Source organism: Burkholderia sp. BCC0398, from assembly GCF_902833245.1.
Lineage (GTDB): Bacteria > Pseudomonadota > Gammaproteobacteria > Burkholderiales > Burkholderiaceae > Burkholderia > Burkholderia sola.
On the sequence record NZ_CADFEM010000015.1, the window covers coordinates 181941 to 197173 of the forward strand.

General features: G+C 67.2%; 14 protein-coding genes. All 14 read left to right on the forward strand.

Annotated features, from left to right (window positions below; genetic code table 11):
• Positions 1–95: 95 nt before the first annotated feature.
• The 14 genes from flgB to HWX76_RS29040 all read left to right on the forward strand — a co-directional run bounded on the left by flgB (position 96) and on the right by HWX76_RS29040 (position 15174).
• Positions 96–584: a flagellar basal body rod protein FlgB gene (flgB, locus tag HWX76_RS28975; protein ID WP_050014261.1), complete on the forward strand. Its 489-nt coding sequence runs from the start codon at positions 96–98 to the stop codon at positions 582–584.
• Between the two features lie 55 nt (positions 585–639).
• A complete protein-coding gene (gene flgC, locus HWX76_RS28980; protein ID WP_050014262.1) occupies positions 640–1065 on the forward strand; it encodes a flagellar basal body rod protein FlgC in 426 nt (141 codons plus the stop codon).
• Between the two features lie 67 nt (positions 1066–1132).
• Positions 1133–1879 (forward strand): flagellar hook assembly protein FlgD, encoded by a 747-nt coding sequence (locus HWX76_RS28985; protein ID WP_050014263.1) that lies wholly within the window; start codon positions 1133–1135, stop codon positions 1877–1879.
• A 27-nt stretch (positions 1880–1906) separates the two neighbouring features.
• On the forward strand, positions 1907–3148 hold the full coding sequence (gene flgE, locus HWX76_RS28990; protein WP_050014264.1) for a flagellar hook protein FlgE: 1242 nt from the start codon (positions 1907–1909) through the stop codon (positions 3146–3148).
• A gap of 19 nt (positions 3149–3167) precedes the next feature.
• Positions 3168–3926: a flagellar basal-body rod protein FlgF gene (gene flgF / locus HWX76_RS28995; RefSeq protein WP_050014265.1), complete on the forward strand. Its 759-nt coding sequence runs from the start codon at positions 3168–3170 to the stop codon at positions 3924–3926.
• A 34-nt stretch (positions 3927–3960) separates the two neighbouring features.
• Complete coding sequence (gene flgG / locus HWX76_RS29000; protein WP_006477564.1) at positions 3961–4749, forward strand: flagellar basal-body rod protein FlgG; 789 nt, start codon at positions 3961–3963, stop codon at positions 4747–4749.
• A gap of 21 nt (positions 4750–4770) precedes the next feature.
• Positions 4771–5460 carry a flagellar basal body L-ring protein FlgH gene (gene flgH, locus HWX76_RS29005; RefSeq protein WP_176016712.1) on the forward strand — a complete coding sequence of 230 codons (690 nt, stop codon included), beginning with the start codon at positions 4771–4773 and terminating at the stop codon, positions 5458–5460.
• Positions 5461–5465: 5 nt separating this feature from the next.
• Positions 5466–6641, forward strand: coding sequence for a flagellar basal body P-ring protein FlgI (locus HWX76_RS29010; protein ID WP_050014341.1), 1176 nt, complete (start codon positions 5466–5468; stop codon positions 6639–6641).
• Positions 6642–7634: a flagellar assembly peptidoglycan hydrolase FlgJ gene (gene flgJ, locus HWX76_RS29015; RefSeq protein WP_176016713.1), complete on the forward strand. Its 993-nt coding sequence runs from the start codon at positions 6642–6644 to the stop codon at positions 7632–7634. It begins immediately after the preceding gene.
• A 221-nt stretch (positions 7635–7855) separates the two neighbouring features.
• On the forward strand, positions 7856–8611 hold the full coding sequence (locus HWX76_RS29020; protein ID WP_050014268.1) for a flagellar brake protein: 756 nt from the start codon (positions 7856–7858) through the stop codon (positions 8609–8611).
• Between the two features lie 183 nt (positions 8612–8794).
• Positions 8795–10795, forward strand: coding sequence for a flagellar hook-associated protein FlgK (gene flgK / locus HWX76_RS29025; protein WP_050014269.1), 2001 nt, complete (start codon positions 8795–8797; stop codon positions 10793–10795).
• A gap of 22 nt (positions 10796–10817) precedes the next feature.
• Positions 10818–12059 carry a flagellar hook-associated protein FlgL gene (gene flgL / locus HWX76_RS29030; protein WP_050014270.1) on the forward strand — a complete coding sequence of 414 codons (1242 nt, stop codon included), beginning with the start codon at positions 10818–10820 and terminating at the stop codon, positions 12057–12059.
• Positions 12060–12330: 271 nt separating this feature from the next.
• The gene (locus HWX76_RS29035; RefSeq protein ID WP_050014271.1) at positions 12331–13638 is read left to right on the forward strand and encodes a solute carrier family 23 protein; all 1308 of its coding nucleotides are present in this window, start codon (positions 12331–12333) and stop codon (positions 13636–13638) included.
• Positions 13639–14004: 366 nt separating this feature from the next.
• Positions 14005–15174 carry a T6SS effector BTH_I2691 family protein gene (locus HWX76_RS29040; protein WP_244138028.1) on the forward strand — a complete coding sequence of 390 codons (1170 nt, stop codon included), beginning with the start codon at positions 14005–14007 and terminating at the stop codon, positions 15172–15174.
• Positions 15175–15233 lie beyond the last annotated feature (59 nt).

Here is a 15233-nt window from a genome sequence, read left to right on the forward strand (position 1 = left end):
CGTCCCGCGCCTACCATCGCTGTCATGGAAAAAAGCCTCTCGGGTCGCCATCCGGTGCGAGGGGCGTGCAGCGCTTCATACGGAGAGACGCACACATGCTGGACAAACTCGATGCGGAATTCGCGTTCGGCCGACAGGCGCTCGACGTGCGCGCCTATCGGCAGGAACTGCTGTCGTCGAACATCGCGAACGCCGACACGCCCGGCTACCAGGCCCGCGACGTCGATTTCGCGTCGACGCTCGCGCGCTCGCTGAAGCAGACGGGCGGCGGGCTCGCGCCCAGCAACGCCGCGCAACTGCCGATGGCGCAGCCGGCCGGCGTGACGAGCGGCATGTCGATGGTGTCGACGGCGGCGGGCCACATGGCCGGCACCGCGAAGCTGATCCCGACCGGCGGCCCGTCGGACGACTACGGCCGCGCGCAATACCGGATGCCGCTGCAGCCGTCGCTCGACGGCAACACGGTCGATCTCGACGTCGAGCGTGTGCAGTTCGCGAACAACGCGCTGCACTACGAAACCGGGATGACCGTGATGACCCAGCAGATCAAGGCGATGCTCGCCGCGATCACGACGAACTCGTAACGAACTCGTAAGCGCCGGCCGCTTCCGAATCCGGCACCCAGCACAAGGAGCCTCCATGCCTTCGTTGATGAACATCTTCGGCGTCGCCGGTTCGGCGCTGTCCGCGCAATCGCAGCGCCTGAACGTGACCGCGTCGAACCTCGCGAATGCCGACAGCGCGACCGGCCCCGACGGCAAGCCGTACAAGGCCAAGCAGGTCGTGTTCGCGACCGATCCGATCGGCGGCGCGCGCAGCGCGTCCGGCCAGGGCGTGGGCGGCGTGCGCGTGACCAAGGTGATGGACGACCCGTCGCCGATGAAATCGACCTACGACCCGGCGAACCCGTCCGCCGACGCGAACGGCTACGTGCAGATGCCGAACGTCGACCCGGTGCAGGAGATGGTGAACATGATCTCGGCGTCGCGCTCGTACCAGGCCAACGTCGAGACGCTGAACACCGCGAAGACGCTGATGCTCAAGACGCTGACGATCGGCTCGTAAGCCGCGCGCCGCCCGACCTTTTCCTACCGAGACCCGGACCGACAGTTCCGACAGAAGGCCACCCAGGATGACTTCCTCCAACACGACGATCGGCGGCAACGGCACCAACGTGTCGACGCTGCCGACCGACACGATGAACACCAACAACGTGTCGTCGACCAACGGCACGTCGGCGAGCGACCTGCAGGCGACGTTCCTGAAGCTGCTCGTCACGCAGCTGCAGAACCAGGATCCGACCAGCCCGGTGGACAGCTCGCAGATGACGTCGCAGCTCGCGCAGATCAACACGGTGAGCGGCATCGCGCAGCTGAACACGTCGCTCACGTCGCTGTCGACGCAGCTCGCGGCCGGCCAGCAGACGCAGGCCGCGCTGCTGATCGGCACCAACGTGCTCGCGCCGGGCAACAGCGTCGGCGTGAAGAGCGGCGCGGCGTCGCCGTTCGGCGTGTCGCTCGCGAGCGACGTGTCGAACCTGACGATCACCGTGAAGGACAAGACGGGCGCCGTCGTCAACACGATCAACGCGGGCAAGCAGTCGGCCGGCACCGTGCCGTTCAACTGGACGCCGACGGACGCGGCCGGCAACGCGCTGCCCGACGGCGTCTACACCGTGAGCGCGCAGTACACGGGCAGCGACGGCAAGACGTATGCGCCGACCGTGCTCGCGGCCGCGACGGTGCAGAGCGTGATCAAGCAGGCGGACGGCACGGCGGGGCTCGTGCTGTCGAACGGCACGACGGTGGGGCTCACCCAGGTTGCGTCGATCTTCCCGAACACGAAGTCGTCCTCGACCGGCGACACCACCACCAACTGATCGAGTTTTCTCGTCACGGAGAGCGAAATGGGTTATCAACAGGGTCTGAGCGGCCTCGCCGGCGCATCGAACGCGCTGGACGTGATCGGCAACAACATCGCGAACGCGAACACGGTCGGCTTCAAGTCGAGCACCGCGCAGTTCGCCGACATGTACGCGAACTCGGTCGCGACGTCGGTCAACACGCAGATCGGCATCGGCACGTCGCTGAACTCGGTGCAGCAGAACTTCGGGCAGGGCACGATCAATACGACGAACTCGTCGCTCGACGTCGCGATCAACGGCAACGGCTTCTTCCAGATGTCGAACAACGGCGTGACGACGTACTCGCGCGACGGCACGTTCCAGCGCGACAAGAACGGCTTCATCGTCGACGCGCAGGGCCGTAACCTGATGGGCTACGCGGCCAACGCGGGCGGCGTGATCAACACCGCGCAGACCGTGCCGCTGCAGGCGCCGACCAACAACATCGCGCCGACCGCGACGACCAAGATCACCGGCCAGTTCAACCTGAACTCGCAGGACACGGTGCCGACCAAGACGCCGTTCAGCGCGACCGACAACACGACGTACAACTACTCGACCGCGATCCAGGTGTACGACTCGCTCGGCGGCTCGCAGGCGGTCAACATGTACTTCGTGAAGTCGGCGGCCGGCACGTGGGAAGCGTACGCGGGCGTCCAGGGCGGCGCGACGACCGATCTCGGCACGATCACGTTCGATACGTCGGGCGCGATCAAGAGCACGACGACCGGCACGCCGGCCGCGCCGACCGCGTCGCTCGGCCAGTTCCAGTTCACCGTGCCGAACACCGACGGCTCGGCGACGCCGCAGGCGCTGACGCTGGACCTGACCGGCACGACGCAGTACGGCGGCAAGGACGGCGTGAACAATCTCGCGCAGGACGGCTACGCGAGCGGCAGGCTCACCACCTACTCGATCGGCAGCGACGGCAAGCTGACCGGCAACTACTCGAACGGCCAGACCGCCGTGCTTGGCCTGATCGCGCTCGCGAACTTCAACAACCCGAACGGGCTGGTGAACCTCGGCGGCAACCAGTACGCCGAATCGTCGGCGTCGGGCGTGCCGCAGGTGTCGGCGCCGGGCAGCACGAACCACGGCACGCTGCAGGGCAGCGCGCTCGAGAACTCGAACGTCGACCTGACCTCGCAGCTCGTCAACCTGATCACCGCGCAGCGCAACTACCAGGCGAACGCGCAGACGATCAAGACGCAGCAGACCGTCGACCAGACGCTCATCAACCTGTAAGCGCGGATAACCGGCAGCCATGGACCGACTGATCTATACGGCGATGACGGGCGCGTCGCAGTCGCTCGACCAGCAGGCGATCGTCGCGAACAACCTCGCGAACGCGTCGACGACGGGTTTTCGCGCGCAGCTCGCGACGTATCGCGCGGTGCCGATGAATTTCGGCGACGGCAGCAACATCGACCCGACGACGACGCGCACCTACGTGCTCGCGTCCACGCCCGGCGCCGATTACGCGCCGGGTCCGATCACGCGCACCGGCAATCCGCTCGACGTCGCGGTGCAGGGCGCGGGCTGGCTGTCGGTGCAGACGGCCGACGGCGGCGAGGCGTACACGCGCGCCGGCAACCTGCACGTCGACGAGAACGGCCAGCTCGTCAACGCGAGCAACCTGCCGGTGGTCGGCAACGGCGGCCCGATCTCGGTGCCGCCGAACGCGGAAGTGACGATCGGCAAGGACGGCACGGTGTCCGCGCTGATGCCGGGCGACCCGCCGACGGCGGTTGCGATCGTCGACCAGATGAAGCTCGTCAATCCCGATCCGGCCACGCTCACGCGCGGCAACGACGGGTTGTTCCGCACCGCCGACGGCAATCCGGCCGACGCCGACCCGAACGTGGTCGTCACGCCGAATTCGATCGAAGGCAGCAACGTGAACCCGGTGACCGCGATGGTCGCGATGATCGACAACGCGCGCGCGTTCCAGCTTCAGTCGAAGCTGATCCAGACGGCCGACCAGAACGAGCAGACGGCGAACCAGCTGCTCAATTTCAGCTGAGCGCCCGCGCCAGCCTACGCAGGAGACTGACCAAGTGAATCGTTCGCTCTACATCGCCGCGACCGGCATGAATGCGCAGCAGGCGCAGATGGACGTGATTTCGAACAACCTCGCGAACACCAGCACGAACGGCTTCAAGGCGTCGCGCGCGGTGTTTGAGGATCTGCTGTACCAGACCATCCGCCAGCCCGGCGCGAACTCGACGCAGCAGACCGAACTGCCGTCGGGCCTGCAGCTCGGCACCGGCGTGCAGCAGGTCGCGACCGAGCGCCTGTACACGCAGGGCGGTCTCACGCAGACCGGCAACTCGAAGGACGTCGCGATCAACGGCGCGGGCTTCTTCCAGGTGCTGATGCCGGACGGCACCAACGCGTACACGCGCGACGGCTCGTTCCAGACCAACGCGCAGGGCCAGCTCGTCACGTCGAGCGGCTACCAGGTCCTGCCGGCGATCACCGTGCCGCAGAACGCGCAGTCGCTGACGATCGGCAAGGACGGCGTCGTGTCGGTCACGCAGCCGGGTTCCAGCAACGCGGTGCAGATCGGTTCGCTGCAGATCGCGACCTTCATCAATCCGACCGGCCTCGAGGCGAAGGGCGAGAACCTGTTCGCGGAAACGACGTCGTCGGGTGCGCCGAACGTATCGCAGCCGGGACTGAACGGCGCGGGCGTGCTCAACCAGGGCTACGTCGAGGCGTCGAACGTGAACGTCGTGCAGGAACTCGTCAACATGATCCAGACGCAGCGTGCCTACGAGATCAACAGCAAGGCCGTGACGACGTCCGACCAGATGCTGCAGACCGTCACGCAGATGAAGAGCTAACCGGAACGTCCCGTCGCAGCCATGAAGCAGGTTCGCCTCTCCTCGTCAGCCACCGTCCGCGCCGCGTGCGCGGTCGCGGTGGCGGCGCTCGCCGGTTGCGCGCAGATTCCGCGCGATCCGATCATCCAGCAGCCGATGACGGCGCAGCCGCCGATGCCGATGTCGATGCAGGCGCCCGGCTCGATCTACAACCCCGGCTACGCGGGGCGGCCGCTGTTCGAGGATCAGCGCCCGCGCAACATCGGCGACATCCTGACGATCATGATCGCGGAGAACATCAACGCGACCAAGTCGTCGGGCGCGAACACCAACCGGCAGGGCAACACCGACTTCAGCGTGCCGACGGCCGCGTTCCTCGGCGGACTGTTCGCGAAGGCGAACCTGTCGGCGGCCGGCGCGAACAAGTTCGCGGCCACTGGCGGCGCGAGCGCGGCGAACACGTTCAACGGCACGATCACGGTGACCGTCACCAGCGTGCTGCCGAACGGCAACCTCGTGGTCAGCGGCGAGAAGCAGATGCTGATCAACCAGGGCAACGAATTCGTGCGCTTCTCGGGGGTCGTCAACCCGAACACGATCTCGGGCGCGAACTCCGTCTACTCGACGCAGGTCGCCGACGCGAAGATCGAATACTCGTCGAAGGGCTATATCAACGAAGCCGAGACGATGGGCTGGCTGCAGCGCTTCTTCCTCAACATCGCGCCGTGGTGATGACGATGCAGCTCCCCCTTTTCCACCGCCTGTCGCTGCGTGCACGCGCCGTCGCGCGGTGTGCCGCCGTCGTGCTGGCCGCGTGCGTGCTCGGCGCCGCGCCCGCGCACGCGGAACGCCTGAAGGATCTCGCGCAGATCCAGGGCGTGCGCGACAACCCGCTGATCGGCTATGGCCTCGTCGTCGGCCTCGACGGCACGGGCGACCAGACGATGCAGACGCCGTTTACGACGCAGACGCTCGCGAACATGCTCGCGAACCTCGGCATCTCGATCAACAACGGTTCGGCCAACGGCGGCCCGTCGTCGCTGAACAACATGCAGCTGAAGAACGTCGCGGCCGTGATGGTGACCGCCACGCTGCCGCCGTTCGCACGGCCCGGCGAAGCGCTCGACGTGACCGTGTCGTCGCTCGGCAACGCGAAGAGCCTGCGCGGCGGCACGCTGCTGCTCACGCCGCTGAAGGGCGCGGACGGGCAGGTGTACGCGCTCGCGCAGGGCAACATGGCGGTCGGCGGCGCGGGCGCCAGCGCGAACGGCAGCCGCGTGCAGGTGAATCAGCTCGCGGCCGGCCGGATCGTCGGCGGCGCGATCGTCGAGCGCGCGGTGCCGAACGCGGTCGCACAGATGAACGGCGTACTGCAGCTGCAGCTGAACGACATGGATTACGGCACCGCGCAGCGGATCGTGTCCGCGGTCAACTCGAGCTTCGGCCCGGGCACCGCGACGGCGCTCGACGGCCGCACGATCCAGCTCGCGGCGCCGGCCGATTCCGCGCAGCAGGTCGCGTTCATGGCGCGCCTGCAGAACCTCGACGTGAGCCCGGACAAGGCCGCGGCGAAGGTGATCCTGAACGCGCGCACCGGCTCGATCGTGATGAACCAGATGGTCACGCTGCAAAGCTGCGCGGTCGCGCACGGCAACCTGTCGGTGGTCGTCAACACGCAGCCGGTGGTGTCGCAGCCGGGGCCGTTCTCGAACGGGCAGACGGTGGTCGCGCAGCAGTCGCAGATCCAGTTGAAGCAGGACAACGGCGCGCTGAAGATGGTGACGGCCGGCGCGAATCTCGCCGACGTCGTGAAGGCGCTGAACACGCTCGGCGCGACGCCCGCGGACCTGATGTCGATCCTGCAGGCGATGAAGGCGGCCGGCGCGCTGCGCGCCGACCTGGAGGTGATCTAAATGGCAGCCACGCTCCCCAACGCAAACGACCTCACGCAGCGCTTCGCGCTCGACGTGCAGGGTTTCGACGCGCTGCGCGCGCAGGCGAAGCAGTCGCCGCAGGCCGGCGCGAAGGCGGTCGCCGGCCAGTTCGACGCGATGTTCACGCAGATGATGCTCAAGAGCATGCGCGACGCGTCGCCCGACGGCGGCCTGTTCGATTCGCATACGTCGAAGATGTATACGTCGATGCTCGACCAGCAGCTCGCGCAGCAGATGTCGACGCGCGGCATCGGCGTCGCCGATGCGCTGATGAAGCAGTTGCTGCGCAATGCGGGCGCCAGCGCGGGCGGCGACACGGCGGCCGACGTCGGCGCGGGCGGCATGGGCGGCATGGGCGCCGGCGGCCTCGGCGCGGCCGGCAACGAAGGCAGCCTCGCCGCGATGAACGCGATGGCGAAGGCCTATGCGAACGCGGCGAACAACGGCGGGCTCGCCGGCGCGCGCGGCTACTCGGCCGGCAGCGCGCTGACGCCGCCGGTCAAGGGCGCGAGCGGCGTGCCGAACGCGGACGCGTTCGTCGACCGGCTCGCGGCGCCCGCGCAGGCGGCCAGCGCGACGACCGGCATCCCGGCGCGTTTCATCGTCGGCCAGGCCGCGCTCGAATCGGGCTGGGGCAAGCGCGAGATCCGCGCGACCGACGGCTCGACCAGCTACAACGTGTTCGGCATCAAGGCGAACAAGGGCTGGACCGGCCGCACCGTGTCGGCGCTGACCACCGAATACGTGAACGGCACGCCGCGCCGCGTGGTCGCGAAGTTCCGTGCGTACGACTCGTACGAGCACGCGATGACCGATTACGCGAACCTGCTGAAGAACAACCCGCGCTATGCGGGCGTGCTGAGCGCGAGCCGCAGCGTCGAAGGCTTCGCGCACGGGATGCAGAAGGCCGGCTACGCCACCGACCCGAATTACGCGAAGAAGCTGATCTCGATCATGCAGCAGATCGGCTGACGGGCCCGCCCGCTCCCGGCTCGCCACCCCTTTTGGACCGCGCCCGGCACCTTGCCGCGCGCGGTTTCAACGTTTGCGAGAAATAAATCGCCGTTTCGATCTAAACTTTCGGTCAGCACTGCCGCTAAGTGTGAGAGACCTGCGACCGGGCCCCCGTTCTGGCCCGGTTTTATTGCGCACCGGTTGCCCCGGGCGCCCATGACAAGAAAGACCGGCTAGCCATGAATATCGAAACGTCGACGGACCCCAGCCTGGATGCAGGCCACTCCGGGCCCGACTATGCCCGCCGCAATCCGCTGGAAATCGGCGTGCAGCTGCGCAACCTGGTGAACCGCGGCGATTTCCTGACCGTCCAGTATCCGGGTGGCCAGCTCGTCACGCGTCTGCTCGAGGTCGACGTCGGCGAGCGGACGTTCACGTTCGACTGGGGCGCGCTGTCCGAGCAGAACGCCGGCATCCTCGGCGCGTCGCACTGCACGTTCGCGGCCGCGCCGGAGGGCGTGCGCGTCGAATTCACCACGGGCACGCCGCGCGAGACGCGCTACGAGGGGCTGCCCGCGTTCGTCGCCGATTTCCCCGACGTGCTGGTGTGCATCCAGCGCCGCGAATATTTCCGCGTCGACGCGCCGATCGTCGATCCGTTCCTGTGCCGCGGCAAGCTGCCGGACGGCGAAAGCTTCCTGTTCGAGGTGCACAACCTGTCGCTCGGCGGCGTGGGGCTGCGCACGGCCGACGAGCGCGTCGAGGCGCTCGAGGTCGGCACGCTGCTGCCGGACGTCGAGCTCGAGCTGACCGGCCACGGCAAGCTGTCGCTCGACCTGCAACTGGTGTCGCAGCGCTCGACGCAGATGCCGAACGGGTCGCGGCGCTACCAGCTCGGCTTTCGCTACATGTCGCTGCCGGGCAGCGCGGAGAACACGCTGCAGCGGCTGATCACGCAGCTCGAAATGAAGCGCCGCTCGCTCGCGCGGGCCTGACGCGCAGGCCCCCACGGGCCGCCCGCGCAGCGCCGCCGGCGCCTTGCGCCGGGCGCTTCCAGCGGCGACGCACGCCCGTGCGTCGGGCGTGCATTTTTTCCTCAATTTTTTCAATCCGCGGCCGTTATACCGGGAGTCACGCAACCCGGCGGCCGCAGCGCGGCCGGCTCATCAGGATCGCGCATGTCCAACACACTCATGAACCTCGGCGTCAGCGGCCTGAATGCCGCGCTCTGGGGCCTCACGACGACCGGCCAGAACATCAGCAACGCCGCGACGCCCGGCTATTCGGTCGAACGCCCCGTCTATGCCGAGGCGAGCGGGCAGTACACCAGCAGCGGCTACCTGCCGCAGGGCGTGAACACCGTCACCGTGCAACGGCAGTACAGCCAGTACCTGAGCGACCAGCTGAACGGTGCGCAGTCGCAGGGCGGCGCGCTGTCGACGTGGTATTCGCTCGTCGCCCAGCTGAACAACTACGTCGGCAGCCCGACGGCCGGCATCTCGACCGCGATCACGAGCTATTTCACCGGGCTGCAGAACGTCGCGAACAATGCGTCCGATCCGTCGGTGCGGCAGACCGCGATCAGCAACGCGCAGATTCTCGGCGACCAGCTGAAGGCGGCGGGCCAGCAATACGACGCGTTGCGCCAGAGCGTGAACACGCAGCTCACCAGCACCGTGTCGCAGATCAACACGTACACCGCGCAGATCGCGCAGCTGAACCAGCAGATCTCGGCGGCGAGCAGCCAGGGGCAGCCGCCGAACCAACTGATGGACCAGCGCGACCTCGCGGTGTCGAACCTGTCGAGCCTCGCCGGCGTGCAGGTCGTCCGCAACGACAGCGGCTACAGCGTATTCCTCGCGGGCGGCCAGCCGCTCGTCGTCGCCGACAAGAGCTACCAGCTTGCGACCGTCACGTCGTCGTCCGATCCGAGCGAGCTGACCGTCGTGTCGCAGGGCATCGCCGGCGCGAATCCGCAGGGGCCGAACCAGGCGCTGCCGGATGCGTCGCTGTCGGGCGGCACGCTCGGCGGCCTGCTCGCGTTCCGCCGTCAGACGCTCGACCCGGCCCAGGCGCAGCTCGGCGCGCTCGCGACCAGCTTCGCCGCGCAGGTCAACGCGCAGAACGCGCTCGGCGTCGATCTGGCGGGCAAGCCGGGCGGCAACCTGTTCACGGTGACGAACCCGACCGTCTATTCGAATCAGGGCAACACCGGCAACGCGTCGCTGTCCGTGTCGTTCGCCAATGCGTCGCAGCCGACGACGAGCGACTACACGCTGTCGTACGACGGCACGAACTACACGCTGACCGACCGCGCGAGCGGGTCGGTGGTCGACCAGAAGGCGGGTCCGATGCCGGTCTCGCTCGGCGGGCTGAACTTCTCGTTCTCGTCCGGCGCGATGAATGCCGGCGACCAGTTCACCGTGCTGCCGACGCGCGGCGCGCTGACCGGCTTCGGCCTCGCGACCACGAGCGGCTCGGCGATCGCGGCCGCGTCGCCGGTGGTCGCTGCGGCATCGAAAACCAACATCGGCACGGCAAAGATCACGCAGGGCGCGGTGAGCGCCGGCTACCAGGTGCCGACGACGCCGACCAAGCTGACCTACGACGCGGCGTCGCAGTCGCTGTCGGGCTTCCCGGCCGGCACCACGGTGACGATCGCGGGCACCCCGCCAACCTCGGTGACGATCACGAGCCCGACCGACAGCGTGCCGTACAACGCGACGGCCGGCGCGAAGCTGACGATCAACAGCACCACGCAGCCGGCCCCGGCGGGCGTGATGAACGGCGTGACCGTCACGCTGTCCGGCGCGCCGTCGGATGGCGACACGTTCACGATCGGACCGTACGCGGGCGGCACGAGCGACGGCTCCAACGCACAAGCGTTGTCGCAGCTCGTCACCGCGAAGGCGCTCGGCGGCGGCACGACGACGCTGACCGGCGCGTATGCGAACTACGTGAACGCGATCGGCAACACGGCGAGCCAGTTGAAGTCGTCGAGCGCCGCGCAGACCTCGCTCGTCGGCCAGATCACGACCGCGCAGCAGTCGGTGTCGGGCGTGAACCAGAACGAGGAAGCGGCGAACCTGATGCAGTACCAGCAGCTTTACCAGGCGAACGCGAAAGTGATCCAGACGGCGGCGACGCTGTTCCAGACCGTGCTCGGCCTGTTCAACTGACCCGATTCGAGGGATAGAAGCGATGCGAATTTCCAGCGCCCAGTTCTTCCAGCTGAACGTTTCACAGATGAACGATCAGCAGGCGCAGCTCGCGCAGCTGTACCAGCAGATTTCGAGCGGCACGAGCCTGCAGACGCCGGCCGACAACCCGGTCGGCGCGGCGCAGGCCGTGCAGCTGTCGATGACGTCGGCGACGCTGTCGCAGTACACGACCAACCAGACCACCGCGCTCGCGTCGCTGCAGGCCGAGGACCAGGCGCTGCAGAGCGTGAGCAGCGTGCTGACCGGCGTGCAGACGCTGATCGTGCGTGCCGGCGACGGCTCGCTGGCCGACAGCGACCGCTCGGCGCTCGCGACGCAGCTGCAAGGCTATCGCGACCAACTGGTGACGCTCGCGAACTCGAACGACGGGGCCGGCAATTACCTGTTCGCCGGCCTGAACAATTCGACGGCGCCGTTCACGGCCAGCCCGAACGGCAGCATCAGCTACGTCGGCGACTCGGGCACGCGCCAGGTGCAGATCGCCGATTCGAGCAGCGTGTCGCAGGGCGACACCGGTTCGGCGGTGTTCATGTCCGTGCCGTCGCTCGGCAGCGCGCAGGTTCCGTCGGCCGGCGCCGGCAACGTCGGCACCGGCGCGATCGGCGCGGTGACGGTGACGGACCCGTCCGCCGCGACCAACGATCACCATTTCGCGATCACGTTCGGCGGCACGCCCGCCGCGCCGACCTACACGGTGACCGACAACTCGGCCAAGCCGCCGACCACGACGCCCGCGCAGGCCTATACGTCGGGTGCGTCGATCGCGCTCGGCAGCGGGATGACGGTGGCCGTATCGGGCACGCCGAGCACGGGCGATACGTTCGCCGTGACGCCCGGCCCGCAGGCGAGCGGCGGCGCCGACATCTTCTCGACGCTCGACTCGATGATCGCGGCGCTGAAGACGCCGGTGACCGGCAACCCTGTCGCGGCCGTGTCGCTGAAGAACGCGCTGATGACCGGGTCGATCAAGGTCGGCAACACGATGCGCAACGTGACGACGATCCAGGCATCCGTCGGCGGCCGCGAGCAGGAAGTGAAGGCGATGCAGGCCGTCACCCAGACCGCGTCGCTGCAGACGACCAGCAACCTGACGGACCTGACCAGCACCAACATGGTCACGACGATCAGCCAGTACCTGCAGGTGCAGAACGCGCTGACCGGCGCGCAGAAGGCGTACGTGCAACTGCAGAACCTGTCGCTGTTCCAGTACATCAATCCGTGATGCACGCGGCGCCGGCTTCGATGTGAGCGCACGCTTACTTCGCGGCCGGTGCTTGCCGCTGCCAGCCGCGCATCGTGCGCGGACGGGCGCTTCGCCGGGGCCGCGCGGTCGCGCACCGGCTCTCTCGCGCGGCCTGCCGCGTTCTCGTTTGGCCGGCTCCGCCCGCCGGTTCGCTTGCCAGCCCCATTTCCGCTCCGTAAACTCGCGCCAGATTCCAGACCGGCGCATCCTTCGCAGCCGGCGACCGACGACCGACAGGAGCGCTTTTCCCATGTCCGATTCCTACTTCCCGCGCTGGCGGGTCCAATCGACCGGCGCGGCCTCGCGCGTGGTCGGCCCCGACGAGCGCCTCGCGTGGCCGCAGATGGTCGCGATGGGCGTGCAGCACGTCGTCGCGATGTTCGGTTCGACCGTGCTCGCGCCGTTGCTGATGGGCTTCGATCCGAACCTGTGCATCTTCATGTCGGGCATCGGCACGCTGCTGTTCTTCGTGCTGGTCGGCGGGCGCGTGCCGAGCTATCTCGGCTCGAGCTTCGCGTTCATCGGCCTCGTGATCGCGGTGACGGGCTACGGCGGCAGCGGCCCGAACCCGAACATTCCGGTCGCGCTCGGCGGGATCGTCGCGTGCGGCGTCGTGTACGTCGCGCTCGGCGCGCTGGTGCAGGCGATCGGCACGCGCTGGATCGAGACGCTGATGCCGCCCGTCGTCACCGGCGCGGTGGTCGCGGTGATCGGGCTGAACCTCGCGCCGATCGCGGTCAAGGGCGTGTCCGGCTCGACCTTCGAGTCGGTGATGGCGCTCGTCACGGTGCTGTGCGTCGGCGGCGTCGCGGTATTCGCGCGCGGGATGATGCAGCGCCTCTTGATCCTCGTCGGGCTCGTGATCGCGTACGTGATCTACGCGATCGCGACCAACGGCATGGGCCTCGGCAAGCCGATCGATTTCGCGATCGTCGCGCAGGCCGCGTGGTTCGGCGTGCCGAGCTTCCGCGCGCCGGTGTTCGATCCGCACGCGATGCTGATGCTCGCGCCGATCGCGGTGATCCTGGTCGCGGAGAACCTCGGCCACATCAAGGCCGTCAGCGCGATGACGGGCACCAATCTCGACCGCTACGTCGGCCGCGCGTTCATCGGCGACGGGCTCGCGACGATCGTATCGGGCAGCGTCGGCGGCACGGGCGTGACGACCTACGCGGAGAACATCGGCGTGATGGCCGTCACGCGGATCTATTCGACGCTGGTGTTCGCGGTCGCGGCGCTGATCGCGATCGGGCTGGGCTTCTCGCCGAAGTTCGGCGCGGTGATCCAGACGATTCCCGGCCCCGTGCTCGGCGGCGTGTCGATCGTCGTGTTCGGGCTGATCGCGGTGACGGGCGCGCGGATCTGGGTCGTCAACAAGGTCGACTTCTCCGACAACCGCAACCTGATCGTCGCGGCCGTCACGCTCGTGCTCGGCGCCGGCGACTTCTCGCTGAAGATCGGCGGCTTCGGGCTCGGCGGGATCGGCACCGCGACGTTCGGCGCGATCATCCTGTACGCGATCCTGCGCAAGGAGAAGGAACCGGGGCCGGTGGTGTGAGCGGGAGCGGGCGGTGCAATGCCGCCCGGCAGCGCGGGTTGACGGTACAAAAACATCGGGACCGCAGGTGTTCGTCCGAGACGTTCCAAGCGATGTCAGATCGGGCGGAAAATACTGGAATCAGCCATTTTGTTGGGCGTCTGTTTCTGGCTTCACATTCTGTAACGGTGTTGGATCTCAAGAGCCGGCCCTGGTCTCGATGGAGACGCTGGTCGGCGCTGATACGGCGCTCGCTCCGCACGACACGTTAGCATTCGTTCAATATTCCTGACACTTCTTCCCGTGTGTCGTCGCGGGGCTTTGTGGTATACGTCTGAGCTTATCGCGGCATGGGCGCGATGCTCTCATCATCCGTCCCGAACCAGCGTGCTCGATGAAGAGGCGTTGAAACGCTTCCCACAGGAGTATCAGCAAGCGCTCGAAGCGTTCAAGCCGAAGTGGCAGCCGCTTGTGCAAGCGCATGCGGAATGGCTCAAGTCGCAATTGCTCGCCGAATGGATGGCTGGCGTTCACGATTCGCAGGACCTTCGGAGCGGCTACGCATACAGTGAGTCCTGCGCACAGGCCATTGGTGCCGCTGTCGGCACCGAAGCCTGCAAGAAAGTGCTCGATGACTGGCTGAACGGTCAGGCTTCGAACATCCGCAATCTGTACGTGCGCGCCCTGATGTTCAATCAGGACACGCTGATAAAAGCGGCGGACGCACAGGTGCACGGTTCTGATATCCAATACGAGAACTTCCTGAATCTCTACAAGGAAGCGTTCAAGAAGATCGAAAATCTGGGCAACGCGGCCAGTCTGCGCGATCGACTCATCGTGACGACCGCCAATCAGATCGTCGGCGTACTCACGAAGACCACGCGCGGTGCCGCGCTCGGCTTCGTGACTATTCGTTTGGCGATACAGTCCGGAGTTCGACTCAAACCGTCACAAGTCAGCAAACTTGCCATTCGCGACTGGGCGTTGCAGCAAGCCCGGGAGTTGGGCGTCAAATTGGACGGAAACCGGACGGAACAGCGCGCCTCGGCGACCCAGGTCGGGAAACAGGTCCTGAGGACGGCGCCACCGAGTGATCCGAATGTCGTCGCCTACGAGATGGACGTCGACGCGCTGGTTCGGGACGGGAAGCTAGAGGCTGACGCGATCAAGGCCGTCAGGGTTCCGGGCGTGGATACCGCCAAGAAGTGGCTCAACTCGGCCCGGGAGTTCAATCTCGGCGTCGTGACGGTGATATTCCAGATGGCGACGCTTACCTTCGCGGCGAAGGATTGGGCGGGCAGCGATCAGTTCAACCAAGGCGAAACCGGTTTGAAGGCAGTCGGCGCTGTCGTTTCGATCGTCGGGACCGTCATCGAAACCGCGTCGGAAACAGTGGCGAAAGCGCCGGCTCATCCGCTATCGGCGTTCATCATGAAGCAGTGGGCCGGTGCCAGCGAATGGGCCGAAGTCGGAGCGAAGGTTGGGCGCGGCCTTGGTGCGCTAGCAGGCATCGTGCTAGTGTCCTGTTCCGTTGTTAACCGGTCTATGTTCACGTAGCATGTTGACGTCAACGGAACGGGAGACGTCAGCATGGCGATGGGACGACCGAAGGCGGA

Coding starts and splice junctions, on each gene's coding strand:
- flgB (WP_050014261.1), top strand. CDS start 96: ATGCTGGACAAACTCGATGCGGAATTCGCGTTCGGCCGACAGGCGCTC.
- flgC (WP_050014262.1), top strand. CDS start 640: ATGCCTTCGTTGATGAACATCTTCGGCGTCGCCGGTTCGGCGCTGTCC.
- HWX76_RS28985 (WP_050014263.1), top strand. CDS start 1,133: ATGACTTCCTCCAACACGACGATCGGCGGCAACGGCACCAACGTGTCG.
- flgE (WP_050014264.1), top strand. CDS start 1,907: ATGGGTTATCAACAGGGTCTGAGCGGCCTCGCCGGCGCATCGAACGCG.
- flgF (WP_050014265.1), top strand. CDS start 3,168: ATGGACCGACTGATCTATACGGCGATGACGGGCGCGTCGCAGTCGCTC.
- flgH (WP_176016712.1), top strand. CDS start 4,771: ATGAAGCAGGTTCGCCTCTCCTCGTCAGCCACCGTCCGCGCCGCGTGC.
- HWX76_RS29010 (WP_050014341.1), top strand. CDS start 5,466: ATGCAGCTCCCCCTTTTCCACCGCCTGTCGCTGCGTGCACGCGCCGTC.
- flgJ (WP_176016713.1), top strand. CDS start 6,642: ATGGCAGCCACGCTCCCCAACGCAAACGACCTCACGCAGCGCTTCGCG.
- HWX76_RS29020 (WP_050014268.1), top strand. CDS start 7,856: ATGAATATCGAAACGTCGACGGACCCCAGCCTGGATGCAGGCCACTCC.
- flgK (WP_050014269.1), top strand. CDS start 8,795: ATGTCCAACACACTCATGAACCTCGGCGTCAGCGGCCTGAATGCCGCG.
- flgL (WP_050014270.1), top strand. CDS start 10,818: ATGCGAATTTCCAGCGCCCAGTTCTTCCAGCTGAACGTTTCACAGATG.
- HWX76_RS29035 (WP_050014271.1), top strand. CDS start 12,331: ATGTCCGATTCCTACTTCCCGCGCTGGCGGGTCCAATCGACCGGCGCG.